Source organism: Pseudomonas sp. NUPR-002, assembly GCF_056322725.1.
On record NZ_CM150476.1, the window covers coordinates 4,598,395 to 4,623,411 of the forward strand.

A 25,017-nucleotide genomic window follows, 5' to 3' on the forward strand; every position below is an offset into this window, starting at 1 on the left:
ATTCGGATTCACCGGCCCCCCAGGGCCGGCGAAAGGACCGCAGGCGCCTATCAGGCCTGGGTCAGGGTTGCCGCAGCGCGCTCGAAACGATCCAGACCTTCATCGATATCGGCATCTTCAACCACCAGGCTCGGGGCCAAACGCACCACGTCCGGGCCAGCCTGCAGCACCATCAGGCCTTCTTTTTCGGCAGCGTTGAACACGTCTTTGGCCTTGCCTTTCCAGGCATCGGACAACACGCAGCCAATCAGCAGGCCAACACCACGCACTTGGGTGAACAGGCCGTACTTCTCGCCGATCTGCTCCAGGCGAGCCTTGAACTTCTGATGCTTGGCCTTGACGCCCGCCAGCACCTCAGGGGTGTTGACCACGTCCAGCACGGCATTGGCGACAGCACACGCCAGCGGGTTACCGCCGTAGGTAGTGCCGTGGGTGCCAACGGTCAGGTGCTTGGCCAGGGCTTCGGTGGTCAGCATGGCGCCGATCGGGAAGCCGCCGCCCAGGCTCTTGGCGCTGGACAGGATGTCTGGGGTTACGCCGTAGTGCATATAGGCGAACAGCTCACCGGTACGGCCAACACCCGTTTGCACTTCGTCGAAAATCAGCAGCGCGTTGTGCTTGTCGCACAGCTCACGGGCACCTTGCAGGTAGGCGATATCGGCCGGAACTACACCGCTCTCACCCTGGATCGGCTCGATCACCACCGCGCAGGTCTTGTCGGAGATCTGCGCCTTCAGCGCTTCCAGATCGTTGTACGGCACATGGCTGATACCGGTGATCTTCGGGCCGAAACCGTCGGAGTACTTCGGCTGACCGCCGACGCTCACGGTGAACAGGGTACGACCGTGGAAGCTGTTAACGGTGGCGATGATTTCGTGCTTTTCCGGGCCGAAACGGTCGTGGGCGACACGACGGGCCAGCTTGAAGGCAGCCTCGTTGGCTTCAGCGCCGGAGTTGCAGAAGAACGCGCGCTCGGCAAAGGTGGCATCGACCAGCTTGTGCGCCAGGCGCAGGGCCGGTTCGTTGGTGAACACGTTCGACACGTGCCACAGCTTATTGGCCTGTTCGGTCAGTGCGCCGACCAGCGCCGGGTGTGCGTGCCCCAAAACGTTCACGGCGATCCCGCCCGCGAAGTCGATCAGCTCGCGGCCCGACTGATCCCAGACTCGGGAGCCCGCACCACGAACGGGGATAAAAGCCGCCGGTGCGTAATTGGGGACCATTACCTGGTCGAAATCGGCGCGTTGCACCGGAGCTTGCTCAACGGACATCGGAGTCTCCTGAAGAGGAACGCCTGCCTGGAACTGGCGAGCGATGGGGGGATTGTAAGGACAGATTGGCGCCCGACATTGCCGCCAAGCGACAACTTCTTATAGCGCCAAACCCTGTTTTACCAAGGCTTTCGGCAATGCGACAAATAGGGTCGCAAAGGCGCAGTTTAAACGGTGCGGGGAATGAGTGGGAAACTCTGTAGGAGCGGGCTTGCCCCGCGATTGGGATCAATCGGACACACCGCTATCGCGGGGCAAGCCCGCTCCCACAGAGGATGAGCAGGACCGTTGGATCAGCCGCGCTCGGCGGGTACCGAGGACAATTCGAAGGGGCTGCTGCTACGTCGCTGGTTGCGATCTTCCCGTGGCGTTGCACCAAAGAAGTTGCGGTACGCGCTGGAGAAGTGCGGCCCCGACGAAAAGCCGCACGACAAGCCAATCTGAATGATCGACTTGCTGGTTTGCATCAGCATCTGCCGCGCCTTGTTCAGGCGCAGCTCAAGGTAATACTGACTCGGCACGCGATTGAGGTACTGCTTGAAGATCCGCTCCAACTGACGCCGCGACACACAGACATGCTGGGCAATTTCGTCGGTGGTCAACGGTTCTTCAATATTGGCTTCCATCAGCAGCACGGCCTGGGTCAGCTTCGGATGGCTCGAGCCCAGACGATTCTGCAGCGGAATACGTTGACGCTCGCCACCCTCACGAATGCGCTCGACCACCAACTCTTCCGACACCGCTCCGGCCAGCTCTGCGCCATGATCCCGAGCCAATACTGCCAGCAACAAATCGATCACCGACATGCCGCCACACGCCGTCAGACGATCACGATCCCAGTCAAACAGATGGCTGGTGGCGATGACCTTGGGGAAGCGCTCGGCAAAGTCATCCTGCCAACGCCAGTGCACTGCTGCGCGGTAACCATCCAACAAGCCCAACTGAGCCAGCGGATAAACACCCGCCGACAGACCACCGACCACACAACCGGCACGCGCCAGCTGCTTGAGCGAACTGGCCAACCCCGACGCCACCGCCTGTGGCGGCTCATCGGCAAGCAAAAACAGCTTATGGCACCCTTCGAGACGCCCCGCCCACGGCTCACCCGGCAAGCGCCAGGCACCTTCGGCCGCGGGTTCGGCCTGCAGGAACGACAATTCGTAGACCACCTCTGGATGCACGCGCTGAGCTACCCGCAAAACCTCTTCGGCCAGCGCCAGGGTCAGTGCTTTGGTGCTGGGCCAGATGAGAAAACCGATGCGTTGGGTGGTCATGGGGTGCGGTCCGAAACCTGAGAGAGGTCAACAAGATAAAGCCTGGTCAGGCTGCGAATGATTCGCAGCATGACCCATTTTGGTGCAATACGGCAATCTTACTTCAGGCTGCCCGACAGGAACTGCTGCAGACGCTCGGATTGCGGGTTGACCAGGACCTCACGCGGGTTACCGCTCTCCTCCACCAGCCCCTTGTGCAGGAACACCAATTGGTTCGACACCTCGCGGGCAAAGCCCATTTCGTGGGTCACTACCACCATGGTGCGGCCTTCCTGAGCCAGCGACTGCATGACCTTGAGCACGTCACCCACCAGCTCCGGGTCGAGCGCCGAAGTCGGCTCATCAAACAGCATGACTTCCGGCTCCATGGCCAGCGCACGGGCAATCGCCACACGCTGCTGCTCACCACCGGACATGTGCCCAGGGTAGGCGTCCTTGCGATGCGCTACACCAACCTTGGCCAGGTAGTGCTCGGCTTTTTCCAGCGCATCTTTCTTCGACATGCCCAGCACATGCACCGGTGCTTCGATGATGTTTTCCAGTGCAGTCATGTGCGACCACAGGTTGAAGTGCTGGAACACCATCGACAGGCGCGAACGCATGCGCTGCAACTGCTTGGGATCGGCCGCCTTGAGCGCGCCATCCTTGTTCGCCACCAGCTTGAGCTCTTCGTTGTTGAGCAGAATCTTGCCGGCATGCGGCTGCTCAAGCAGGTTGATGCAGCGCAGGAAAGTACTCTTGCCCGAACCGCTGGAGCCGATAATGCTGATCACGTCGCCCGCTTTTGCCGCCAGGGACACGCCCTTGAGCACTTCGTGGCTGCCATAGCGTTTATGCAGGTCTTGGACTTGAAGTTTGTACATGCTGTCGGTTCTCACAAAGCTGTCAGTCTTGAGCTAACGCCCAGGGCAAAAAAGTTACCGCAGGCCTCAGGCCTTGCGCGGCGCCATGTAGCCGAGCCAACGCCGCTCGGCCAGCTTGAACAGGCGCACCAGAATGAACGTCAGGCACAGGTAGAACAGGCCGGCGGTGATGTAGGCTTCGAACGGCAGGTAGTACTGGGCATTGACGGTGCGCGCCGCGCCGGTGATGTCGATCAGGGTAACGATCGACGCCAGGCTGGTGGTCTGCAACATCATGATCACTTCATTGCTGTACTGCGGCAGCGCACGGCGCAGCGCCGAGGGCAGCAGAATGCGGCGGTACATCTTGATCCGCGACATCCCCACCGCCTTGGCCGCTTCAATCTCGCCATGCGGTGTAGCGCGCAGGCTACCGGCGATGATTTCTGCGGTGTAGGCGCTGGTGTTGATGGCAAACGCCAGGCACGCACAGAAGGTGGCGCTCGACAGCCACGGCCACAGGAAGCTCTCGCGTACCGCCTCGAATTGCGCCAAGCCGTAGTAGATCAGGAACAGCTGCACCAGCATCGGCGTGCCACGAATCACATAGGTGTAGAGCCAAGCGATCAGGTTGACCAATGGTTGCTTCGACACCCGCATCAGCCCCAGCGGAATAGCCGTCAACAATCCAAAGAACAGCGATAGCGCCAGCAACTTGAGGGTGGTCAGCAGTCCGCTCAGGTACAGCGGCATTGCTTCCCAGATGACGTTGTAGTCAAAAATCATAGTTCAGCCGCCCTTACGCCAACCGAGTAGCGCTTCTCAAGGTAACGCAGGGCCAGCAGCGAGACGCTGGTAATCACCAGGTACAGGGCTGCGACCGCCAGGTAGAAGGTAAAAGGCTCACGCGTGGCATCCGCCGCCTGCTTAGCCTTGAACATCATGTCCTGCAGGCCGACCACCGAAATCAGTGCCGTGGCCTTGGTCAGGACCAGCCAGTTGTTGGTAAAGCCTGGAATCGCCAGGCGGATCATCTGCGGCACCATGACCCGGAAGAACACTTGAAAGCTGCTCATGCCATACGCCACACCGGCTTCGGCCTGACCCTTGGGAATGGCCATGAACGCGCCACGGAAGGTTTCCGAAAGGTAGGCACCGAAAATAAAGCCCAGGGTACCGACACCCGCCGCCAGCGGATTGAGATCGATGTAATCGTCATAACCGAGCAGCGGCGCCACACGGTTGAGCAGGTCCTGACCGCCGTAGAAAATCAGCAAAATCAGCACCAGATCGGGAATTCCGCGGATCACCGTGGAGTACAGATCGCCCAGCCAGGCCAGCCAGCGCACTGGCGACAGGCGCAGGGCCACACCGATAAGACCGAGTACAATGGCCAGGGCCATGGACGACAAGGCAAGCTGCAGCGTTAGCCACACGCCGTCGAGGATAACTGCCCCGTAGCCTTTCAACATGATGAGGTCCTCGACCTTAGGGATGAAAAAATGGTGCAAACCTCAGAGTCTCTGCTGCTTGCACCATTACACAGGTGAAACGTCGATATTTACTTGGCTTCAGGGCCGTAAATGTCGAAGTTGAAGTACTTGTCCTGAATCTGCTTGTACTTGCCGTTGGCGCGGATGGCCGCGATGGCAGCGTTCAGACGATCCAGGTTGGCTTTGTCGCCCTTGCGTACGGCAATGCCGACGCCGTCACCGAAGTACTTCACGTCAGTGAAGGATGGGCCAACGAAGGCAAAGCCTTTGCCCGCGTCAGTTTTGAGGAAGCCATCTTCAAGCAGCGTAGCATCGGCAACGGTGCCATCCAGGCGACCGGCAGCTACGTCCAGGTAGATTTCGTTCTGAGTGCCGTAAGGAACGATGGTCGCGCCTTGCGGAGCCAGGACTTCCTTGGCGAAACGGTCGTGGATCGAACCGCGCTGCACACCGATTTTCTTGCCCTTGAGCTCAGCCAGGTTGTCGCTGACGGTGGTGCCTTCCTTCATCACCAGACGCGCTGGAGTCAGGTAGTACTTACCGGTGAAGTCCACGGACTTCTTGCGATCTTCAGTGATCGACATGGACGACAGGATGGCGTCGATCTTGCGCACTTTCAGCGCCGGGATCAGGCCATCGAATTCTTGCTCGACCCAGGTGCACTTGACCTTCATCTCTTCGCACAGGGCGTTGCCGATGTCGTAGTCGAAGCCGACGATGCTGCCATCGGGGGCTTTCGAGGCGAACGGTGGGTAGGCGGCCTCGATACCGATTTTCAGCGGTTTCTCATCAGCCAGCGATGCCAGGGAAAACACGGACAGCGCCAGTGCGCCAAGCAGTGCGAGTTTCTTCATCTGGAACTCCATCGGTAAAGGGCAATACCAGGCAACGGATAACAGCCACCTGATTCGCGAATGGGTACAACGCGAGCTGCGAAGCGTAGTCAAAAGGGCTGACAACACCACGAGCGAGTGATCGGCATTTTAGCGACAGCACCGAAGCCGATATTTCTTCAATGCGACAACTAGTTACAGAAGCGCAGGAACGCGGGGGCGGGGATATTGACAGATTTCACGGAATATGCAAAAGCAAAAAGACAAATAACCAATCAACGAAGCAATAAGCGGGCCTATTATTGGCAAAGCCTTCTAATCCGGCAAGCGTAGCGTTTCAGCTTGTTTAAATCGGTGGCGAGGTTGCACTGATTGCGGGCGAAACGTTTCCCTACGCCCCGTTACTGAGCTTAGGCGGTGACAGTTAAGGTTACCGATGATTGTCGAAGTAACAGAATGCACAAAGCCCCGCATTGCGGGGCTCTTTTCGCGGGGCAAGCCCGCTCCTACAGGATCTACTCTGTGGGAGCGGGCTTGCCCCGCGATGCTTGATCAGGCCGAAGCCAGATTCATCGACTTGTGCGTATCGATCAAATGCTGCACCACACTCGGATCAGCCAGGGTCGAGATATCTCCCAGCGCATCGTACTCAGCAGTAGCAATCTTGCGCAGGATACGCCGCATGATTTTGCCTGAACGGGTCTTCGGCAAACCTGGCGCCCACTGGATGACATCCGGCGAGGCAATCGGGCCAATCTCTTTGCGCACCCAGTTCTTCAACTCAAGACGCAGCGCTTCGCTTGGCTCTTCACCACCATTGAGGGTGACGTATACGTAGATGCCCTGCCCTTTGATGTCGTGCGGCACACCCACCACCGCAGCCTCGGCCACTTTCGGGTGGGCAACCATGGCGCTTTCGATTTCGGCGGTACCCATGCGGTGCCCGGAAACGTTAAGCACGTCATCCACACGCCCCGTGATCCAGTAGTAGCCGTCTTCGTCGCGACGCGCGCCGTCACCGGTGAAGTACATGCCACGGAAGGTCTTGAAGTAGGTATCAACGAAACGATCGTGGTCGCCGTACAGCGAACGCGACTGGCCCGGCCAGGAATCGAGAATCACCAGGTTGCCTTCAGCGGGGCCGTCAATCAGGTTACCCAGGTTGTCGACCAGCGCCGGCACCACACCGAAGAATGGACGCGTTGCCGAACCCGGCTTGAGCGCGGTAGCCCCTGGCAGCGGGCTGATCAGCACGCCTCCGGTTTCGGTTTGCCACCAGGTATCCACGATCGGGCAGCGCTGCTTGCCGACGGTCTGGTAGTACCAGTTCCAGGCTTCCGGGTTGATCGGCTCGCCCACCGAGCCCAGCAAGCGCAGGCTGGAGCCATCAGCACCGGCAACTGCCGCCTGACCTTCAGCCATCATTGCGCGAATGGCAGTCGGCGCGGTGTAGAGAATATTGACCTTGTGCTTGTCGATGATCTTCGACACCCGGGTGATGTCCGGGTAGTTCGGCACACCTTCAAACAGCAAGGTGGTCGCACCGTTGGCCAGCGGGCCATAGACAATGTAACTGTGACCGGTAACCCAGCCCACATCCGCGGTGCACCAGTACACCTCGCCCGGACGGTAGTCGAACACCCGCTCGTGGGTCAGCGCGGCGTACACCAGATAGCCACCGGTGGTGTGCAGCACACCCTTGGGCTTGCCGGTAGAGCCGGAGGTATAAAGGATGAACAGCGCTTCTTCGGCACCCATTTCTTTCGGCGCGCAATGGCTGGAAGCAACCTTCATCAGGTCTTCGTACCAGATGTCGCGGTGCTGGTGCCAGGCAATGTCGCCACCGGTGCGCTTGCACACGATGATCTTCTGCACGCTGGCCGTTTCCGGGTTGGTCAGGGCCAGGTCGACGTTGGCCTTGAGTGGCGTACGACGGCCACCGCGCAGGCCTTCATCAGCAGTGATCACCACCTTCGACTTACAGTCAATGATGCGCCCGGCCAATGCCTCAGGAGAGAAACCACCGAACACTACCGAGTGGATCGCACCGATACGGGCACAGGCCAGCATGGCCACAACCGCCTCGGGAATCATCGGCATGTAGATGGTGACCACATCCCCCCGGTGCACATCCTGACCGCGCAGGGCGTTGGCAAACTTGCACACCTGTTCGTGCAGTTCGCGGTAGGTAATGTTGCGGTGTTCGGAAGGGTCATCACCTTCCCAGATGATTGCCAGTTGATCACCACGCTCGGCAAGGTGGCGGTCCAGGCAGTTGTAGGAGACGTTCAGAGTGCCGTCGGCAAACCATTTGATATCGACGTGGTGGTCGTCGAAGGAGGTCTGCTTGACCTTGGTAAAGGGCTTGATCCAGTCCAGGCGCTGCGCCTGCTCACGCCAGAAGCCGTCCGGGTTGATCACCGACTGCTGGTACATGGCCTTGTAGGTCGCCTCATCAGTCAGCGTGGTGGCCGCAACCTCGGGACGAACGGGATACAGGGGAGCCGCACTCATCTTTATCTACCTCGGTGTAATAGTTGTTTTTGTATGACCTCGTTGTAACTGTACCAGACCGCGCCGGCCATTCGACGTTGGTAGTAACACCACGCTCATTTGCGCCCGTGCAATTGACCGCAGGCTCAAGACCGGGCACCCGCAGGAAAAAATATATTTCTGCCGCGCCAAGTAAGCGATTGTTACAGTTTTCGCTAAAAGTGTTTATCAAAACGTCATCTGTTTCAGCTAGACGCCGCCCCCTAAAATTCACTCCGCCAGCAACGGCATCGAGATTAACTTCTTGTAACAGCCCCCACGAAGGCCGTTAATCCCGAGATAACTGTGATAGTTGAACTTTAGTAGTACACGCGGCGCCACAAGTGCCGCGCACCCTCTTACGACCTTAGACAGGTAAAATGAAAATGAAAGCTTTACTGGTATTGGCACTTGGCGGTGTTTGCAGCGTGGCGTTGGCCGACGAAGTTGCAAACGGTGGCGCCGAGCAGATTCCGGTTGAACAGTACAGTTATTCGCAACATCTGGACATCGCCAAAGTCATTTCCATGAGCGAAGTCCCGAACGTCTGCGAAGTGGTGCCTGCGCGCATGACCTATGAAGACTCGCAGGGCCAACGGCATATTCTTGAGTACCGTGTAATGGGCAACGGTTGCTCCAACGGATAATCAAACGATTACCGCTCGCCGCGCCTCGATCACCCTGACCGGGGCGCGCGGTTCAAACACTCAGGACACCTTTGTTATACCCACCCTCAATAATCCTGAAACTTTAATCCCGTTATTCTGCCGACTTGCCGACTCCATGTTCGCGCAACTTGTTGGCTATCGTTGTATGTGAAACACCAAGGCGCTTACCCAACGCCCGGCTGCTTGGAAACTCACTCATCAATTGTTCCAGCACCGCTTTTTCGAAACGTCCGACAATCTCGCCCAAATCACCTTCCAGGGAAAACTCGCCCAGCGGTTGCCGCGCGCCATAGTCGGGCAAACGAATGTGTTCGACTTTGACCACCCCGCCATCACACAGCGATACCGCCTGAAACAGCACGTTCTCCAACTGGCGCACGTTACCCGGCCAGTGATACTGACTCAGACGCTCCATTGCCGCTGGCGCCAGGCGTGGCAACGGGCAACCGATCTGGCGGCTGGCCTGATCGAGAAAGTGCTCGACCAGCGGTGGCAAGCCATCCAGGCATTCGCGCAACGGTGGAATATGCAGGGACAGCACGTTAAGGCGGTGGTAAAGGTCCTGACGGAACTCGCCGCGCGCGCACAGCTCGGACAAGTCGACCTGGGTCGCACAGATCACCCGTACATCCAGGTACACCTCTTCATCGCTGCCTACCCGCCGAAAGCAGCCGTCCTGCAGAAAGCGCAACAACTTGACCTGCAAGCGCGGGCTCATCTCGCCCACGCCGTCGAGAAACAGGGTGCCGCCAGCCGTCAACTCCAGCAGCCCCAGCTTGCCTTCAGCCCGAGCGCCCTCGAAAGCCCCCGGACCGTAGCCGAACAGCTCGGTCTCAGCCATGGACTCAGGCAAACCGGCACAATTGAGCGCCATCAACGGCGCCTGCCCACGCGGGCTGGCCAGGTGACAGGCACGCGCCAGCAACTCTTTGCCGGTGCCGGTCTCCCCCTCAATCAGCAGTGGCGCGTCCAATGGCGCCATACGCCGCGCCTCGCGCACCACCGCCGCCATCACCCGCGAACTTTGGAAGATGCTGTCAAAGCCGCGCAGCTCCTGTTTGCGCACGTTGTAGATGCGCTCACCAATGCGGTCCGCGCGGTGCAGGGTCAACACTGCCCCGGCCAGCGCTTCGCTGTCGTCGTGCTCGGATTGCAGTGGCGCAATATCGGCCAGGAACACATCACCTTTGACCTTGACCCGCAGGCCATTGATACGCGACTTGTTGGCGCGCACCAGCTCAGGCAAATCAAAGTCTTCGGCATAGCGTGACAGCGGGATGCCCGGCACTTCGTCCACCCTCACCCCGAGCAACTGCGCCGCCGCCCGGTTCGCCGCAACGATGGAGCCACCCATGTCGATCGACAGCACCGGAAAATCCAGGGCCCCGAGCAAAGCATTGAGTTCCATGTGCCGCCGCTCGCTCGGCATCAGCCCCACGCGTTTGACCCCGAACACCCCGGCAATCGACTCAAATTTCGGGCGCAAGGCCTGAAACTGCAGATTGATCAGGTTGGGGCAATGCAGGTAGATGGCATTGCCGTGCTCGCCACCCACCTCACCGCGGGCCACGTTGATGCCGTACTCCACCAACAGGTTGAGGATGTCACGCAGGATGCCGATGCGGTTTTGGCAATGCACTTTGATACGCATGAAATGTCCTACAAATAGGTCTGGAACGCGGCGTAACAGCTGCCGGGGAGACAGCTTTTTGCTTATCCGGCAGAATTTCCGTAAAGATTACGTGACAAAACGCGGCGTAGCGACGGTGATTACCCCTCGATATTTCAGCCTTTTGCCCAATTCGTAAAATAATCGTTACAGAAAACACCCCGTTTAGCCAGCCCTACTCCCTGTCGCAGCGATGCAAAACAGCGCGTTGCGGGTTATCTCTTAAGCAACGGCTTGAACACATAACAAGAATGGCCCTCAGCAGGAGAGCAGTATGAAACAGACGCAATACGTGGCTCGCGAGCCCGATGCGCAAGGGTTTATCGACTACCCGCAAGAAGAACATGCGGTGTGGAACACCCTGATTACCCGCCAACTGAAAGTGATCGAGGGCCGTGCATGCCAGGAATACCTGGACGGCATCGAACAACTGGGCTTGCCACACGACCGCATCCCACAGCTGGGCGAAATCAATAAAGTGCTGGGCGCCACCACTGGCTGGCAAGTTGCCCGCGTGCCTGCGCTGATCCCCTTCCAAACCTTTTTCGAACTGCTGGCGAGCAAGCGCTTCCCGGTTGCGACCTTCATTCGTACCGTAGAAGAGCTCGACTACCTGCAGGAACCGGACATTTTTCACGAGATCTTCGGCCACTGCCCGCTGCTGACCAACCCATGGTTCGCCGAGTTCACCCACACCTACGGCAAGCTCGGCCTGCAGGCGACCAAAGAAGAACGTATATACCTGGCCCGTCTTTACTGGATGACCATCGAGTTCGGCCTGGTCGACACGCCACAAGGTCGCAAGATCTACGGTGGCGGCATCTTGTCCTCACCTAAAGAGACTGTGTACAGCTTGTCTGAAGAGCCAGAGCACCAGGCCTTCGACCCGCTGGAAGCCATGCGCACGCCATATCGCATCGACATCCTGCAACCACTGTACTTTGCCCTGCCGAACCTCAAGCGCCTGTTCGACCTGGCCCACGAAGACATCATGGGCATGGTCCACGCGGCGATGAAGATAGGCCTGCACGCACCGAAATTTCCACCTAAGGTTGCTGCCTGAGCCACCTTGCAAACCAATAACAAACCACTTGCGGAAAACCTTATGAACGCCTTGAACCAAGCCCACTGCGAAGCCTGCCGTGCCGATGCTCCACAGGTCAGCGATGAAGAACTGCCGGTACTGATCAAGCAGATCCCGGATTGGAACATCGAAGTCCGCGACGGCATCATGCAGCTGGAAAAAGTCTTCCTGTTCAAGAATTTCAAACACGCCCTGGCCTTCACCAATGCTGTTGGCGAGATCTCTGAAGCCGAAGGCCATCACCCAGGCCTGCTGACCGAGTGGGGCAAAGTCACCGTGACCTGGTGGAGCCACTCGATCAAAGGCCTGCACCGCAACGACTTCATCATGGCCGCGCGCACCGACGAGGTCGCCAAAACCGCCGAAGGTCGCAAGTAATGCACTTCGGCGCGATTGAGCGCGTACCTGGCGATCCGATTCTGGGGCTGATGGAGGCTTACGCCAACGACAGTAACCCGCACAAGTTCGATCTCGGTGTGGGCGTATTCAAGGACGCCCAGGGCCTGACGCCGGTCCCTGCTGCAGTCAAACTCGCCGAACAGCGCCTGCTCGACCAACAGTCCAGCAAAAGCTACGTCGGCGGTCATGGCGATGCCGATTTCGGCCGCCTGATCAGCGAGCTGGTGCTCGGCAGCCAGTCACCAGTACTGGCCGCCAAGCGTGCCGGCGCCACCCAAACCCCGGGTGGCACCGGCGCCCTGCGCCTGGCGGCGGAGTTCATTGCACACTGCCTGCCCGGCCGTGGCATCTGGTTGAGCAATCCGACCTGGCCGATCCATGAAACCATCTTCGCCGGTGCCGGCCTCAAGGTCAGCCACTACCCTTACGTCGGTGCCGATAACCGCCTCGACGTCGGCGGTATGTTGGCCAGCCTGGAAGCTGCACCCAAGGGCGACGTGGTGCTGCTGCATGCCTGCTGCCACAACCCGACTGGTTTCGACCTGTCTCAGGATGACTGGCGTGCAGTGCTGGAAGTGGTTCGCCGTCGCGAGTTGCTGCCACTGATCGACTTCGCCTATCAAGGCTTTGGTGACGGCCTGGAACAGGATGCCTGGGCGGTGCGGTTGTTTGCCGCCGAACTGCCCGAATTGCTGATCACCAGCTCCTGCTCGAAGAACTTCGGTCTGTACCGCGACCGCACCGGCGCGCTGCTGGTGTGCAGCCACGATGCCGAAAAGCTGCTGGATGTACGCAGCCAACTGGCATGGCTGGCACGCAACCTGTGGTCGACGCCGCCGGATCACGGGGCCGCAGTGGTCGCCCTGATTCTTGGCGATGCCGCACTCAAGCAGTTGTGGGTCGAAGAAGTCGAGGCCATGCGCCAGCGCATTGCCGAGCTGCGTATCGGCCTGGTCGAAGCACTGGCGCCGCACGGCTTGAGCGAACGCTTTGCTCACATTGCTGCGCAACGCGGCATGTTCTCCTACACCGGCCTGTCGCCGGAGCAGGTCAAGCAACTGCGTGAACGGCACAGCGTGTACATGGTCGGTACCGGCCGGGCGAACATCGCTGGCGCCGATGCCACCCGCCTGGGTGCACTGGCTGCAGCCATCGCTGACGTCTGCCGCTGAACCACATCCTGTGAGGGCGGGCTTGCCCCGCGATGCGATCTGACTGACAAATCGCTATCGCGGGGCAAGCCCGCTCCTACAGGGTGAGTCCGCCCTCTCACCTGCCACTAAGCAGGAAAATTCATACTGTCATCCAGACTCCTGTATCCTGCACAGGCTTTTTACAAGCCACGCGCGCCTTGCGCAGCCTTTCCACACAACTTGCGAGGAACGACGAGATGCATGAAATCCCGAATCTTCCCTTCCCAAGCCTGAACCCAGAAGAGCAGACACCTGCCACTCACAGCGCCGAAGCAGCCCAGGCTGACCACGACGGCGACGAAAACCCCAGCGCCGACCAGGAATAACCGCGCAACAGTCAGACTGTGTGAAAACGGCTGATGCAGGGACTACCCCGTCTATTCGTTTTCACACCGTCAAGAATCCTCACCGACGAATCCCCGCCCATGCCCCATTCACCGCGCCCCCTTGCGGTCACCCTGCAAGTCGTCTCCATCGTCCTCTTCACCTTTATTGGCTACCTGAACATCGGCATTCCCCTGGCCGTGCTGCCCGGCTATGTGCATAACGACCTGGGCTTCGGCGCGGTGGTCGCCGGCCTGGTCATCAGCGTGCAGTACCTGGCCACCCTGCTCAGCCGCCCCTACGCCAGCCGCATCATCGACAACCTGGGCAGCAAGCGCGCGGTGCTGTATGGCCTGGCCGGATGCGGCCTCAGTGGTGTGTTCATGCTGCTTTCAGCCTGGCTGCAGCATGCGCCGTGGTTGAGCCTGGGCAGCCTGTTGATCGGCCGCCTGGTGCTGGGCAGCGCTGAAAGCCTGGTGGGTTCTGGCTCGATTGGCTGGGGGATCGGTCGGGTGGGCGCCGAGCACACCGCCAAAGTGATTTCCTGGAACGGCATTGCCAGTTATGGCGCATTGGCGATTGGCGCACCGCTGGGCGTGGTACTGGTGCAGCAACTAGGGCTGTGGAGCATGGGCGCCAGTATTATCCTGCTGTGCCTGCTGGGGTTAGCGCTGGCCTGGCCGAAAACCGCCGCACCGATTGTTGCTGGCGTGCGCTTGCCCTTTTTGCATGTGCTCGGGCGGGTTTTCGGCCACGGCGCCGGGCTGGCCCTGGGTTCGATCGGCTTTGGCACCATCGCCACCTTCATCACCCTGTACTACGCCAGCCACACCTGGAACAACGCAGCGCTGTGCCTGAGCCTGTTCGGCGCCTGCTTCATTGGCGCACGCCTGCTGTTCGGCAACCTGATCAACCGCATCGGTGGCTACCGGGTAGCGATCGCCTGCCTGTCGGTCGAGACCGTGGGCCTGCTCCTGCTCTGGCAGGCGCCCACCGCCGAGCTTGCGCTGGCCGGTGCAGCGCTCAGCGGTTTCGGCTTTTCCCTGGTGTTTCCAGCCTTGGGTGTAGAGGCGGTGAACCTGGTCCCAGCCGCCAACCGTGGCGCGGCGGTGGGCGCTTACTCGCTGTTTATCGACCTGTCGCTGGGCATCACCGGGCCGCTGGCTGGCGCCATTGCTGCCGGCTTCGGTTTTGCCTCGATCTTCCTGTTCGCCGCTATCGCTGCCCTGGGCGGCTTGCTGCTGAGCCTTTACCTGTACCGTAAAGCCCGCTTACAACCCGCACACACCTCACAACCGCTTCAGTAATCGACCTTGCCACGCCCGGCCTTGATCGCCCCACGCTTGCCCTTGGAGTCAAGGCGTCGGGTTTTCGAGCCCAGCGTCGGCCGGGTTGGGCGGCGTGCTTTCTCCACCTTGACCGCCGACACAATCAGCTCACGCAGACGCTCCAGCGCATCCGCTCGGTTCTGTTCCTGCGTGCGGTACTGCTGCGCTTTGATCACGATTACCCCATCACGGGTGATGCGACTGTCGCGCAAGGCCAGCAAGCGCTCCTTGTAGAAAGGCGGCAACGACGAGGCCTGGCTATCGAAGCGCAGGTGTACCGCGCTGGAAACCTTGTTGACGTTCTGCCCGCCAGCACCCTGGGCGCGGATGGCATTGAGCTCGATTTCCTGATCGGGAATCTGCACGGTATTGGAAATGATCAACATCGATTCACAGGCCTGACAAGGCCATGAGGATACCGCAAAAGCAAAAGCCCGGCGCTAGGCCGTAATACTGTTCATTTACGTCATTGGCTTTGAGGATGTGAACTTATCCATTCAGTGTGGCGGCTCCACTGGTCCTTTCCGCCTTTACGGCGAAAACGACAAGCGACAAGCCTACAGGTCACACCAACCGAGACAAGCGAAACTAACGCCAGCCCAGGCGCCACCCGTAACTTAGCGACTTCCGGATCGCGGTGGGAGCGGGCTTGCCCCGCGATCTGGTGCGATATTGCAAATCGCGGGGCAAGCCCGCTCCCACCCTGTGTCCGCTCCATACACCAAGAGCAAAGGAGGCCGCCGTAAGGGCGGAAGGGGCCAGCACAGCCGCCACACTGAATGGATAAGCCCACATTCGCAAACACAAAGCCAAAGCCAATCTCCCCGGCAATCCGTGCCCCCTAAAAAAAACGCCACGACCTCATCAGGATCGCGGCGTTTTTCTTAAGTGCGCTTCATTAAGGCGCTAGGCCGGGCTTTTGCTGTTCACTGCAGCTTACTTGGTTGCAGCGTTCGCCTCAGGCAGGCGACGGGCACTGCGATTGTTCTTCAGTGCATAGCAGGCATACATCACCACCAGCCACACCGGAATCGCATACACCGACACCTGGATACCCGGGATCAGCAGCATGATGCCCAGGATCAGCACCACGAAGGCCAGGCAGATGTAGTTGCCATAGGGGTACCACAGCGCCTTGAACAGCGGCTTCTGGCCAGTCTTGTTCATGTGCTGGCGGAACTTGAGGTGCGAGTAGCTGATCATCGCCCAGTTGATCACCAGGGCAGCTACCACCAGCGACATCAGCAGCTCCAGCGCATGCTGCGGGATGAAGTAGTTCAGCAGTACTGCCACCAGCGTCACCGCCGCCGAAGCCAGGATCGAACGCACCGGCACACCACGCTTGTCGATCTTCGCCAGGCCTGCCGGAGCGTCACCCTGCTCGGCCATGCCGTAGAGCATACGGGCGTTGCAATAGGTACCGCTGTTGTACACCGACAGCGCGGCGGTCAGCACCACGAAGTTGAGGATGTGCGCAGCGACATCGCTTCCGAGCAACGAGAACACCTGAACGAACGGGCTGGCGCCATAGGTGCCACCGGAGGCATCGAGGCTGCTCACCAGGCTATCCCACGGGGTCAGCGACAGCAGTACCACCAGGGCACCGATGTAGAAAATCAGGATACGGTAGATCACCTGGTTGATCGCTTTCGGGATCACGGTTTTCGGTTTGTCGGCCTCTGCAGCGGTGAAACCGAGCATTTCCAGGCCACCGAACGAGAACATGATGATCGCCAGCGCCATGACCAGGCCGCTTACGCCATTGGGGAAGAAGCCACCGTGCTCCCACAGGTTGCTCACCGAAGCCTGCGGACCACCGCTACCACTGACCAGCAAGTAGCTACCCAGGGCAATCATGCCAACAATAGCCAGCACCTTGATGATCGCGAACCAGAACTCCGCCTCGCCAAACACTTTGACGTTGGCCAGGTTGATGGCGTTGATCAGGATGAAGAAGGCTGCAGCCGAGGCCCAGGTCGGGATCTCCGGCCACCAGTAGTGCACATACTTACCGACGGCAGTCAGCTCCGACATACCGACCAGAATGTACAGGACCCAGCAGTTCCAGCCGGACAGGAAGCCGGCAAAACCACCCCAGTATTTGTGCGCGAAGTGGCTGAACGAACCGGCCACTGGCTCTTCGACGATCATTTCGCCGAGCTGGCGCATGATCATGAAAGCGATGAAACCACAGATCGCATAGCCGAGAATCATCGACGGGCCCGCCGACTTCATCACGCCAGCCGATCCCAGAAACAGCCCGGTACCAATTGCACCGCCCAGGGCAATCAACTGGATATGGCGATTTTTCAGGCCGCGCTTCAGCTCGCCTGAATGCGTGTTTTGTCCACTCATGAACGGAGTCACCTACATTGTTTTTATCTGTGACGGAATCGGACCCACCGCGCTCGTGGCGCAGCGGAATTATCAAGGGGGTTACCTTGAGGATCTTGGACAACTGCTGCCCTTCCAGGGCAAAAGCCGTGGGCGAATCAGCCGGGTGTCAGCAAGAGTGCGCGGTACGCATTGGGGTCACAGGTAAAACGCGGCGCATTGTATACCCCTGCTGACGCGCAGGGGTCAACACGTTGCGTGATTGTCTGATGACAAAACGCACCGTTCCTGAGGAAAGAATGAAGCCTGGGGAGGTAATCGGCGTGCATGGCGCCTCCATTTGTTCTTATTGAATGCCCGGCTCTCCGGCCTGGCTTTGCACTCGGCAATGCGCACATCTCACCGCCCCGGCGCGTTGCGGGCAAGCACCTGAGGTGTGCGTAAATGCCGCTGGGCGGATTTTTCCGGCAAGTTCTGTTTACAGCTGCGCCGGGCTGCGGAAACACCAATGCACAGCGGGGCAAGTTGTAACGATTTATTTACAAGATGGTGCAAAAAGTTGCCAGGGCGGACGAGCGTGTTCGTAAGGTGATGAAATTACAGGCAAAAAAAAGCCAACCTAACGGTTGGCTTGATCGACGTGGGGGCGGGTTTGCCCCGCGATGCGATGAGACTGACAGATCGCTATCGCGGGGCAAGCCCGCTCCTACACCCGTCAGGGCCGTGGCTTGTTACGGGTGCTGCCTGGGCGCTTTGGCGCTGGCTTGCCACGTTTGTTCATTTCACTTGGGCGTTCAGCCACGGTGCTACGACCACGGCCACCCTCCTTGCGCGGCGCTTCTTCACGCGGCTGGCGAGCCGGACGTTCAGCAGCGGCACCGTCGTGCGCCGGGCGCAGGGTCCGTACGCGCTCACCACGGCCCAATGGACGGGTGGACTTGCGCTGCAGGCGCTCCAGCTTGTCTTTGGTCTTGTGGTTGAGCGCTGGCATCGCTACCGGCGTCAGGCCCACTTCGGCAGCAAGGATGTCGACTTCCTGCTGGCTCATTTCGCGCCAGCGGCCCATCGGCAGGTCGGAGTTGAGGAACACCGGACCAAAACGTACGCGCTTCAGGCGGCTGACCACCACGCCCTGGGATTCCCACAGGCGACGTACTTCACGGTTGCGGCCTTCCATCACCACGCAGTGGTACCAGTGGTTGAATCCTTCACCGCCAGGCGCTACCTGGATGTCGGTAAAGCGCGCCGGGCCGTCTTCAAGCACCACACCGGCCTTGAGGCGTTCGATCATGTCTTCGTCGACTTCACCCCGTACACGCACTGCGTATTCGCGGTCCATCTCGTAGGACGGGTGCATCAGGCGGTTGGCCAGCTCACCATCGGTGGTGAACATCAGCAAACCGGTGGTGTTGATGTCCAGGCGGCCGATGTTGATCCAGCGGCCTTCTTTAGGCCGTGGCAGGCGGTCGAACACGGTCGGACGGCCTTCCGGGTCGTCACGGGTGCAGATTTCGCCATCGGGTTTGTTGTACATGATTACCCGACGCACGGTCTCGGCAGACTCTTCGCGCTTGATCAGGCGGCCATCGACAGAAATGGCATCATGCAGGTCGACGCGCTGGCCCAAGGTGGCGTCTACGCCATTGACCTTGATCCGGCCCTGGCTGATCCAGGCCTCGACGTCACGGCGCGAACCCACGCCGATACGCGCGAGAACCTTTTGCAGTTTCTCGCCTGAGGGTGGCAATGGTTGGGTTTCTTGCAGGTCTTTATCACTCATCTGGGCACCTCCCGGTGTACATATTGAAAGCTGATTCAGGCGAACGAGCGCCAAAAAGGTCGCGAATCATACGCTGATCGCGCCGTAAGCGCACCTGAGACTAGCTGAAATTCTTCAGGTCGGCGGCTGATTCGCCTTCTGCGTCCGAAACCTGGGTTTCTTCAACTGCAGGCTCTTCTTCCAGCAAATCGTCAAAGTCGGTCTTGAGCCCCTCTTCCATCGCATCGAGCTCGACCAGCAGGCTGCGGAAACTGGTTTCCTCAGGCGCTGCCTGCGGCTCGGCGCTTTCATCGGCCAAGGCCTGCAGGTGCTCCGGTACCGGTGCGTCATCAAGCTCCAGCAGCGGTTCAGGCTCCATTTCGCGCAAGTCGGCCAGGGCTGGCAAGTCGTCGAGGTTCTTCAAGTTGAAGTGATCGAGGAAAGCCTTGGTGGTGGCGAACATCGCCGGGCGGCCCGGCACCTCACGGTAGCCGACAATACGAATCCACTCGCGCTCCAGCAGGGTTTTGACGATGTTGCTGTTAACCGCCACGCCGCGCACATCTTCGATTTCGCCGCGGGTAATGGGTTGGCGATAGGCAATCAGGGCCATGGTCTCCAACAGGGCGCGCGAGTATCGCTGTGGCCGCTCTTCCCACAATCGCCCTACCCAGGGGGCGTAGTCTTCGCGAATTTGCAGGCGATAGCCCGACGCCACTTCCTTGAGTTCAAACGCACGGCCATTGCAGGACTTGCGCAGCACTTCCAGGGCTTTCTTGAACACAGCGGGTTCAGGGCGCTCAGCTTCTTCGAAGAGTTCGAACAGGCGCTCCAATGATTGCGGTTTTCCCGAGGCCAGTAAAAAGGCTTCAAGCAGGGGCGCCAGGTCGCGCGGATCGGTCAGGTTCATGGCGTTGCTCGTGGTCACTCAGCCCGGGCGCGGACGTGGATCGGCGCAAAAGGCTCATTTTGCACCAGTTCGATCAAGGATTCCTTCACCAACTCAAGAATTGCCATGAAGGTCACCACAACACCCAGCTTGCCTTCTTCGGCGCTGAACAGCTCGACGAACGGTACAAAGCCACCGCCCTTGAGGCGCTCCAGCACCTCGCTCATGCGTTCACGGGTCGATAACGCCTCACGGCTGATCTGGTGGCTTTCGAACAAGTCACCACGGCGCATGACCTCGGCCATCGACAGCAGCAGCTCTTCCAGGCTGACTTCCGGCAGCAGCTTGCGCACCTTGGCCTGCGGTGCATCCAGGCGCGGCACGATAATCTCGCGGCCTACCCGGCTCAAGCCATCGATGCCTTCGGCGGCGGCCTTGAAGCGCTCGTACTCCTGCAGCCGGCGGATCAACTCGGCACGCGGATCACCCTCTTCCTCCTCGATTTCAGCCGAACGCGGCAACAGCATGCGCGATTTGATCTCCGCCAGCATCGCCGCCATCACCAGGTACTCGGCCGCCAGCTCCAGGCGCACCGACTTCATCAGCTCGACATAGCCCATGTATTGGCGGGTAATTTCCGCCACCGGAATGTCGAGAATGTCGATGTTCTGTTTGCGGATCAGGTAAAGCAAAAGGTCCAGCGGCCCTTCGAAGGCCTCGAGGAAGACCTCCAGGGCATCGGGCGGGATGTACAGGTCGACCGGCATTTCGGTCATGGCTTCGCCATATACCAATACCAGCGGCAGTTCCTGCTGCGCGCCTGCCTGAGGGTCGACGCTCTGCTCGGTAGTGGGGGCCTGGGTCACGCTTCAACCATGAACGGTGCCGGATCGCCGCAACCGACGCGAATGACCTCCGGTTCATCGCCGGTCAGGTCGATCACGGTGGAGGCCTTGAGGTCACCGAAGCCGCCATCGATGATCAGATCGACATGGTGCTCAAGTCGCTCACGGATCTCATAGGGGTCGGTCATAGGTTCTTCATCACCCGGGAGAATCAGGCTGACGCTCATCAAGGGCTCGCCAAGCTCTGCCAACAGCGCCAGCAGGATGGGGTTTTGCGGCACGCGCAAGCCGATGGTGCGGCGTTTTTCATGCAGCAGCAGGCGTGGCACTTCACGCGTGCCGTTGAGGATGAAGGTGTACGGGCCCGGCACATGGGCCTTGAGAATGCGGAAAATACCGGTGTCGATCTTGGCGAACACACCCAGCTGAGACATGTCGCAACACATCAGGGTGAAGTTATGGGTCTTGTCCAGCTGTCGCAGGCGACGAACCCGCTCCACGGCACTCTTGTCACCGATCTGACAGCCTATGGCATAGGCCGAGTCGGTGGGGTACACCACCACACCGCCCTTACGAATGATTTCCACGGCCTGTTTGATCAGGCGCGGCTGCGGATTCTCCGCATGAATCTGGAAAAATTGACTCACATGCTCTTCCTGTTCAGTCGGCCGCGATAGGCTGCTCATGTTTGAATCGACGCCACAAAGGTGGCAGATCCTCTGGCAGTGGCCGGTAGGCACCGATCTCGCCCCAGGTGCCGGGGCCATGGAAGTCACTGCCGGCACTGGCCAGCAGACCGAACTCACGGGTGAGGATGGACATGGTCCCCACCTGCTCGGCCGGCATCATCCCATTGACCACTTCCAGTGCCTGGCCGCCTGCTTGAATATAGTCGGCAATTAGCCGTCGGCGCTTGCTGCGGGTTAATTCGTAGTGCATCGGGTGCGCCAGGCTGACCCAGGCATCGGCATTGCGCAGGGTTTGCACGGTCTCGTCCAGGGTCGGCCAGTGCAGTTTGACGTCACCCAGCTTGCCGGCGCCCAGCCACTTGCGAAACGCCTCGGAACGGTCCTTTACAAAGCCTGCACGCACCAGGAACTCGGCAAAATGCGGGCGCGCTGGGGCGTTTCCGCTGTCACCCAGTTCCTGCTGGATGAGCCGCGCACCGTCGAGCGCACCCGGCATGCCTTTGAGCGCCAACCGTCGGTCGATTTCTTCGGCGCGCAGCCAGCGCCCACGGTGCAGCGATTCAACCGCTTCAAGCAAAGGCGCAGCGTCCAGGGCAAAGTTGTAACCCAACACATGGATGGTCGCGCCACCCCACGTGCACGATAGCTCGATACCGCTGACCCACTGCATGCCCAGAGTCAGGGCTGCGGCGCGGGCCTCCTGCTGGCCTTCAAGGGTGTCGTGGTCGGTCAGCGAGAGCATCCGCACGCCGTGCTCATGGGCCCGGGCGACCAGTGCCGTCGGCGACAAGGCGCCGTCGGAGGCCGTACTGTGGCAGTGCAGATCAACATTCATAGGTGGCGCTTTCGCTGTCATTGATGTTTGTTATTATGCCGTCACATCCTGCTTCTGGCTGCCACTGTGAAACAATTCATCGATTTCATCCCGCTGCTCCTGTTTTTCATCGTCTTCAAACTCGAACCTCGCGCCGTCGAATTCGCCGGACACAGCTTCGAACTTGGAGGCATCTTCAGTGCCACAGCGATGCTGATCATCAGCTCGGTGGTGGTCTACGGCGCGCTGTTCATCCGCCAGCGCAAGCTGGAAAAGGGCCAATGGTTGACGCTGATCGCCTGCCTGGTGTTCGGCGGCCTGACCCTGGCCTTCCACAGCGAAACCTTCCTCAAATGGAAAGCCCCGGTGGTCAACTGGCTGTTTGCCGTGGCGTTTGCCGGTAGCCACTTCATCGGCGACCGCGTGCTGATCAAGCGCATCATGGGCCATGCCATCAGCCTGCCAGACGCCGTCTGGACTCGCCTGAACCTGGCCTGGATCGTGTTCTTCCTGTTCTGCGGCGCCGCCAACCTGTTTGTTGCCTTCACCTTCCAGGACATCTGGGTTGACTTCAAGGTGTTCGGCAGCCTCGGCATGACCGTGCTGTTCCTTGTAGGCCAGGGCTTCTACCTGTCCCGCCACCTGCACGACAGCGACCCGACAACCCCGCCTACCACCCCGAAGCATGAGGACTGAGATGCTCTACGCCATCATTGCCAGTGACGTTGCCGACTCCCTGGAAAAACGCCTGGCCGCCCGTCCGGCGCATATCGAACGCCTGCAACAGCTCAAAGAACAAGGTCGCGTGGTGCTGGCCGGCCCGCATCCGGCCATCGACAGCAATGACCCAGGCGCCGCCGGTTTCTCCGGCAGCCTGATCGTCGCCGAGTTCGAGTCGCTGAGCGCCGCACAAGCGTGGGCCGATGCCGACCCGTACATCGCCGCCGGCGTGTACGACAAGGTAGTGGTCAAGCCGTTCAAGCAAGTCCTGCCGTAACCTGCTGTACGCGGTGCGCCACTGCGCGCACCGCTCCCTGCCTTTTACCGACGCAACTGCTCATTATTCTCGTCTGTCAGCCGACAACCTGCTGAATCGACAAGAATCAGGAGTTCCAATGCGTCAAGGTCCGTTGTCCCTGCTGCTGTGCCTGTTGTTGCTGACCCCGCTCGCCCAGGCCGAAGAGCCCGCTACCTCCAGCACCCCGCTGTCGCTCAGTGCGGGCAGCCAGATCACCGAGTTGCAACAACGCCTGCAGGAAAGCGAACGCCTGCGCGAAGCGCTGAGCCAACAACTGCACAATGCCGACAGCGAGCGCGAAAGCGCCCAGCTCACCCGCCTGCGCCAGGAAAACCAGCGTTTGAAGCTGGCCCTCAAGGAACTCCAGGCCAATGCCCCGCAACGCCTGATCACCGACCAGCAACAATGGTTCGTGATTGGCGGTGCAGTTGCCCTCTTTGCCGCACTCTGCGGTATCTTTGCCAGCGGCGGACACAGAAAGCGTCGGCAATGGTTGAATTGAGTGAGTCATGAGCGAGCTGTTACTGATTGATGATGACCAGGAACTGTGCGAGCTGCTCGGCAGCTGGCTAACCCAGGAAGGTTTTGTCGTGCGCGCCTGCCACGATGGTCAGAGCGCCCGCAAGGCACTGGCCGAGCAGGCGCCGGCAGCAGTGGTACTGGATGTGATGCTGCCCGATGGCAGCGGCCTGGAGCTGCTCAAGCAATTGCGCCATGAGCACACCGAACTCCCGGTGCTGATGTTGTCGGCACGTGGCGAACCGCTCGACCGGATTCTCGGCCTGGAACTGGGCGCCGATGACTACCTGGCCAAACCGTGCGACCCACGTGAACTGACCGCGCGCCTGCGCGCCGTGCTGCGCCGTAGCCATCCCAACGCCACACCCAGCCAGATCGAAGTGGGCGACCTGTCGTTCAGCCCCGCCCGTGGCGTGGTCAGCATCGACGAACATGAGCTGACCCTGACCCTGTCCGAGAGCCGTATTCTTGAAGCCCTGCTCAAACAGCCGGGCGAACCGCTGGAAAAACAGGAGCTGGCGCAAATTGCCCTGGGCCGCAAACTCACCCTGTACGACCGCAGCCTGGACATGCACGTCAGCAACCTGCGCAAGAAAATCGGCCCGCACCCCGATGGCCGCCCGCGCATCGTGGCCCTGCGCAGCCGTGGTTACTATTACAGCCTGTAATGTCAGCAACGCGCCGGGGCATCTTTACCGAAGCTTTACCCTTGCCTGACCGCCGCTGACCTTGATCTCCCTAAACTGGGCTCATCCGGTAATCACCGGCCCTTGAAAGGAGAGACACCATGCGCAAGACCCTTATCGCCCTGATGTTCGCTGCCGCACTGCCGACCGTCGCTATGGCCATGCCAGAAGACGGCCCGCGCCACGGCGATCACCACCGCGGTGGAGCGCCTTTCGCCCAGCTGGACCTGAGCCGCGAACAGCGTCAGCAAATCGGCAAACTGATGGGCGAGCAGATGAAAAGCCGTCAGGAAATCACCAAGCGCTACCTGGAAAAACTCCCGGCAGCCGACCAGAAAGCCCTGAAAGACGAGCTGCAAACCAAGCGCGACAAGACCCAGGCCGATATCCGTGCCCTGCTCAAGCCTGATCAGCAGAAGAAGTTCGATGAGCTGAAGAAAGAGCAAGACCAACGCCGCGCCGAATGGAGCGAGTTCAAAGCCTGGAAAGCTGAAAAAGCTACCAAGGCCCAGTAAGCTGACAACCACCCGCCCGGCCTGCCCCTGCGCAGGCCG

The 25,017-nt window shown here is 60.0% G+C and carries 26 protein-coding genes; 11 read left to right on the plus strand and 15 right to left on the minus strand.

The annotated features are described in order from the left end of the window. Positions 1 to 50: 50 nt before the first annotated feature. The 7 genes from ACVWSC_RS21060 to acs form a co-directional block, all read right to left on the minus strand. Entirely contained in the window at positions 51 to 1,271 is a 1,221-nt protein-coding gene (locus tag ACVWSC_RS21060; protein WP_442109005.1) for an aspartate aminotransferase family protein, read from the minus strand. 293 nt (positions 1,272 to 1,564) lie between these two features. Then, the gene (argR, locus tag ACVWSC_RS21065) at positions 1,565 to 2,545 is read right to left on the minus strand and encodes a transcriptional regulator ArgR (protein ID WP_442109006.1); all 981 of its coding nucleotides are present in this window, start codon (positions 2,543 to 2,545) and stop codon (positions 1,565 to 1,567) included. 98 nt (positions 2,546 to 2,643) lie between these two features. Next, positions 2,644 to 3,408 carry an ABC transporter ATP-binding protein gene (locus ACVWSC_RS21070; RefSeq protein ID WP_133217360.1) on the minus strand — a complete coding sequence of 255 codons (765 nt, stop codon included), beginning with the start codon at positions 3,406 to 3,408 and terminating at the stop codon, positions 2,644 to 2,646. Positions 3,409 to 3,474: 66 nt separating this feature from the next. After that, entirely contained in the window at positions 3,475 to 4,173 is a 699-nt protein-coding gene (locus ACVWSC_RS21075) for an ABC transporter permease (RefSeq protein ID WP_442109007.1), read from the minus strand. Next, positions 4,170 to 4,859: an ABC transporter permease gene (locus tag ACVWSC_RS21080; protein ID WP_442109008.1), complete on the minus strand. Its 690-nt coding sequence runs from the start codon at positions 4,857 to 4,859 to the stop codon at positions 4,170 to 4,172. Before ACVWSC_RS21080 ends, ACVWSC_RS21075 begins: the two co-directional genes overlap by 4 nt. Positions 4,860 to 4,948: 89 nt before the next feature. Next, entirely contained in the window at positions 4,949 to 5,734 is a 786-nt protein-coding gene (locus tag ACVWSC_RS21085) for an ABC transporter substrate-binding protein (protein WP_442109009.1), read from the minus strand. 531 nt (positions 5,735 to 6,265) lie between these two features. Next, positions 6,266 to 8,227 (minus strand): acetate--CoA ligase, encoded by a 1,962-nt coding sequence (acs, locus tag ACVWSC_RS21090; RefSeq protein ID WP_442109010.1) that lies wholly within the window; start codon positions 8,225 to 8,227, stop codon positions 6,266 to 6,268. Between the two features lie 404 nt (positions 8,228 to 8,631). Here acs and ACVWSC_RS21095 point away from each other — a divergent pair, with 404 nt between their 5' ends. Continuing rightward, entirely contained in the window at positions 8,632 to 8,892 is a 261-nt protein-coding gene (locus tag ACVWSC_RS21095; RefSeq protein WP_442109011.1) for a DUF2790 domain-containing protein, read from the plus strand. Between the two features lie 112 nt (positions 8,893 to 9,004). Here the strand turns inward: ACVWSC_RS21095 and ACVWSC_RS21100 are convergent, their stop codons facing one another. Further along, on the minus strand, positions 9,005 to 10,564 hold the full coding sequence (locus ACVWSC_RS21100) for a sigma-54-dependent transcriptional regulator (RefSeq protein WP_442109012.1): 1,560 nt from the start codon (positions 10,562 to 10,564) through the stop codon (positions 9,005 to 9,007). Between the two features lie 292 nt (positions 10,565 to 10,856). Here ACVWSC_RS21100 and phhA point away from each other — a divergent pair, with 292 nt between their 5' ends. The 5 genes from phhA to ACVWSC_RS21125 all read left to right on the plus strand — a co-directional run bounded on the left by phhA (position 10,857) and on the right by ACVWSC_RS21125 (position 14,889). Continuing rightward, complete coding sequence (gene phhA, locus ACVWSC_RS21105; RefSeq protein WP_442109013.1) at positions 10,857 to 11,645, plus strand: phenylalanine 4-monooxygenase; 789 nt, start codon at positions 10,857 to 10,859, stop codon at positions 11,643 to 11,645. Between the two features lie 42 nt (positions 11,646 to 11,687). Beyond that, complete coding sequence (locus ACVWSC_RS21110; RefSeq protein WP_038613492.1) at positions 11,688 to 12,044, plus strand: 4a-hydroxytetrahydrobiopterin dehydratase; 357 nt, start codon at positions 11,688 to 11,690, stop codon at positions 12,042 to 12,044. Then, positions 12,044 to 13,237, plus strand: coding sequence for an amino acid aminotransferase (locus tag ACVWSC_RS21115; protein WP_442109014.1), 1,194 nt, complete (start codon positions 12,044 to 12,046; stop codon positions 13,235 to 13,237). The genes ACVWSC_RS21110 and ACVWSC_RS21115 overlap by 1 nt, the downstream gene beginning before the upstream one ends. Positions 13,238 to 13,455: 218 nt before the next feature. Further along, positions 13,456 to 13,584 (plus strand): hypothetical protein, encoded by a 129-nt coding sequence (locus ACVWSC_RS21120; RefSeq protein ID WP_442109015.1) that lies wholly within the window; start codon positions 13,456 to 13,458, stop codon positions 13,582 to 13,584. 99 nt (positions 13,585 to 13,683) lie between these two features. Continuing rightward, complete coding sequence (locus ACVWSC_RS21125) at positions 13,684 to 14,889, plus strand: MFS transporter (RefSeq protein WP_442109016.1); 1,206 nt, start codon at positions 13,684 to 13,686, stop codon at positions 14,887 to 14,889. Here ACVWSC_RS21125 and arfB read toward each other — a convergent pair. The 7 genes from arfB to ACVWSC_RS21160 all read right to left on the minus strand — a co-directional run bounded on the left by arfB (position 14,883) and on the right by ACVWSC_RS21160 (position 22,261). Continuing rightward, positions 14,883 to 15,296 carry an alternative ribosome rescue aminoacyl-tRNA hydrolase ArfB gene (gene arfB / locus ACVWSC_RS21130; protein ID WP_442109017.1) on the minus strand — a complete coding sequence of 138 codons (414 nt, stop codon included), beginning with the start codon at positions 15,294 to 15,296 and terminating at the stop codon, positions 14,883 to 14,885. The genes ACVWSC_RS21125 and arfB overlap by 7 nt on opposite strands. A 550-nt stretch (positions 15,297 to 15,846) precedes the next feature. After that, on the minus strand, positions 15,847 to 17,265 hold the full coding sequence (locus ACVWSC_RS21135) for an amino acid permease (protein WP_442109018.1): 1,419 nt from the start codon (positions 17,263 to 17,265) through the stop codon (positions 15,847 to 15,849). Positions 17,266 to 17,959: 694 nt separating this feature from the next. Next, positions 17,960 to 19,024 carry a 23S rRNA pseudouridine(2605) synthase RluB gene (gene rluB / locus ACVWSC_RS21140; protein WP_442109019.1) on the minus strand — a complete coding sequence of 355 codons (1,065 nt, stop codon included), beginning with the start codon at positions 19,022 to 19,024 and terminating at the stop codon, positions 17,960 to 17,962. A gap of 100 nt (positions 19,025 to 19,124) precedes the next feature. Then, the gene (gene scpB, locus ACVWSC_RS21145) at positions 19,125 to 19,913 is read right to left on the minus strand and encodes an SMC-Scp complex subunit ScpB (protein ID WP_442109020.1); all 789 of its coding nucleotides are present in this window, start codon (positions 19,911 to 19,913) and stop codon (positions 19,125 to 19,127) included. 14 nt (positions 19,914 to 19,927) lie between these two features. Next, positions 19,928 to 20,626 (minus strand): segregation and condensation protein A, encoded by a 699-nt coding sequence (locus tag ACVWSC_RS21150; protein ID WP_442114347.1) that lies wholly within the window; start codon positions 20,624 to 20,626, stop codon positions 19,928 to 19,930. A 128-nt stretch (positions 20,627 to 20,754) separates the two neighbouring features. Continuing rightward, positions 20,755 to 21,384 carry an L-threonylcarbamoyladenylate synthase gene (locus tag ACVWSC_RS21155; protein ID WP_442109021.1) on the minus strand — a complete coding sequence of 210 codons (630 nt, stop codon included), beginning with the start codon at positions 21,382 to 21,384 and terminating at the stop codon, positions 20,755 to 20,757. Positions 21,385 to 21,397: 13 nt separating this feature from the next. Further along, on the minus strand, positions 21,398 to 22,261 hold the full coding sequence (locus tag ACVWSC_RS21160; protein ID WP_442109022.1) for a PHP domain-containing protein: 864 nt from the start codon (positions 22,259 to 22,261) through the stop codon (positions 21,398 to 21,400). 66 nt (positions 22,262 to 22,327) lie between these two features. Here ACVWSC_RS21160 and ACVWSC_RS21165 point away from each other — a divergent pair, with 66 nt between their 5' ends. The 5 genes from ACVWSC_RS21165 (at position 22,328) to ACVWSC_RS21185 (ending at position 24,978) form a co-directional block, all read left to right on the plus strand. After that, positions 22,328 to 22,936 carry a septation protein A gene (locus ACVWSC_RS21165; RefSeq protein WP_442109023.1) on the plus strand — a complete coding sequence of 203 codons (609 nt, stop codon included), beginning with the start codon at positions 22,328 to 22,330 and terminating at the stop codon, positions 22,934 to 22,936. 1 nt (position 22,937) lies between these two features. Further along, positions 22,938 to 23,237, plus strand: a complete 300-nt coding sequence (locus ACVWSC_RS21170) for a YciI family protein (protein WP_442109024.1) — start codon at positions 22,938 to 22,940, stop codon at positions 23,235 to 23,237. A gap of 118 nt (positions 23,238 to 23,355) precedes the next feature. Beyond that, positions 23,356 to 23,760: an SH3 domain-containing protein gene (locus ACVWSC_RS21175; protein ID WP_442109025.1), complete on the plus strand. Its 405-nt coding sequence runs from the start codon at positions 23,356 to 23,358 to the stop codon at positions 23,758 to 23,760. 7 nt (positions 23,761 to 23,767) lie between these two features. Beyond that, positions 23,768 to 24,445, plus strand: coding sequence for a response regulator transcription factor (locus ACVWSC_RS21180; RefSeq protein ID WP_442109026.1), 678 nt, complete (start codon positions 23,768 to 23,770; stop codon positions 24,443 to 24,445). Positions 24,446 to 24,564: 119 nt separating this feature from the next. Next, positions 24,565 to 24,978 carry a Spy/CpxP family protein refolding chaperone gene (locus tag ACVWSC_RS21185; protein WP_442109027.1) on the plus strand — a complete coding sequence of 138 codons (414 nt, stop codon included), beginning with the start codon at positions 24,565 to 24,567 and terminating at the stop codon, positions 24,976 to 24,978. Positions 24,979 to 25,017 lie beyond the last annotated feature (39 nt).

Bases quoted from the DNA above. Each gene is read 5' to 3' on its own strand.
- ACVWSC_RS21110 (WP_038613492.1), top strand. From the start codon at position 11,688: ATGAACGCCTTGAACCAAGCCCACTGCGAAGCCTGCCGTGCCGATGCT.
- ACVWSC_RS21125 (WP_442109016.1), top strand. From the start codon at position 13,684: ATGCCCCATTCACCGCGCCCCCTTGCGGTCACCCTGCAAGTCGTCTCC.
- ACVWSC_RS21170 (WP_442109024.1), top strand. From the start codon at position 22,938: ATGCTCTACGCCATCATTGCCAGTGACGTTGCCGACTCCCTGGAAAAA.
- arfB (WP_442109017.1), bottom strand. From the start codon at position 15,296: ATGTTGATCATTTCCAATACCGTGCAGATTCCCGATCAGGAAATCGAG.
- argR (WP_442109006.1), bottom strand. From the start codon at position 2,545: ATGACCACCCAACGCATCGGTTTTCTCATCTGGCCCAGCACCAAAGCA.
- ACVWSC_RS21095 (WP_442109011.1), top strand. From the start codon at position 8,632: ATGAAAGCTTTACTGGTATTGGCACTTGGCGGTGTTTGCAGCGTGGCG.
- ACVWSC_RS21075 (WP_442109007.1), bottom strand. From the start codon at position 4,173: ATGATTTTTGACTACAACGTCATCTGGGAAGCAATGCCGCTGTACCTG.
- scpB (WP_442109020.1), bottom strand. From the start codon at position 19,913: ATGAACCTGACCGATCCGCGCGACCTGGCGCCCCTGCTTGAAGCCTTT.
- ACVWSC_RS21160 (WP_442109022.1), bottom strand. From the start codon at position 22,261: ATGAATGTTGATCTGCACTGCCACAGTACGGCCTCCGACGGCGCCTTG.
- ACVWSC_RS21115 (WP_442109014.1), top strand. From the start codon at position 12,044: ATGCACTTCGGCGCGATTGAGCGCGTACCTGGCGATCCGATTCTGGGG.
- phhA (WP_442109013.1), top strand. From the start codon at position 10,857: ATGAAACAGACGCAATACGTGGCTCGCGAGCCCGATGCGCAAGGGTTT.
- ACVWSC_RS21175 (WP_442109025.1), top strand. From the start codon at position 23,356: ATGCGTCAAGGTCCGTTGTCCCTGCTGCTGTGCCTGTTGTTGCTGACC.
- ACVWSC_RS21180 (WP_442109026.1), top strand. From the start codon at position 23,768: ATGAGCGAGCTGTTACTGATTGATGATGACCAGGAACTGTGCGAGCTG.
- ACVWSC_RS21100 (WP_442109012.1), bottom strand. From the start codon at position 10,564: ATGCGTATCAAAGTGCATTGCCAAAACCGCATCGGCATCCTGCGTGAC.
- ACVWSC_RS21120 (WP_442109015.1), top strand. From the start codon at position 13,456: ATGCATGAAATCCCGAATCTTCCCTTCCCAAGCCTGAACCCAGAAGAG.
- ACVWSC_RS21060 (WP_442109005.1), bottom strand. From the start codon at position 1,271: ATGTCCGTTGAGCAAGCTCCGGTGCAACGCGCCGATTTCGACCAGGTA.
- acs (WP_442109010.1), bottom strand. From the start codon at position 8,227: ATGAGTGCGGCTCCCCTGTATCCCGTTCGTCCCGAGGTTGCGGCCACC.
- ACVWSC_RS21185 (WP_442109027.1), top strand. From the start codon at position 24,565: ATGCGCAAGACCCTTATCGCCCTGATGTTCGCTGCCGCACTGCCGACC.
- ACVWSC_RS21135 (WP_442109018.1), bottom strand. From the start codon at position 17,265: ATGAGTGGACAAAACACGCATTCAGGCGAGCTGAAGCGCGGCCTGAAA.
- ACVWSC_RS21080 (WP_442109008.1), bottom strand. From the start codon at position 4,859: ATGTTGAAAGGCTACGGGGCAGTTATCCTCGACGGCGTGTGGCTAACG.
- ACVWSC_RS21070 (WP_133217360.1), bottom strand. From the start codon at position 3,408: ATGTACAAACTTCAAGTCCAAGACCTGCATAAACGCTATGGCAGCCAC.
- ACVWSC_RS21085 (WP_442109009.1), bottom strand. From the start codon at position 5,734: ATGAAGAAACTCGCACTGCTTGGCGCACTGGCGCTGTCCGTGTTTTCC.
- rluB (WP_442109019.1), bottom strand. From the start codon at position 19,024: ATGAGTGATAAAGACCTGCAAGAAACCCAACCATTGCCACCCTCAGGC.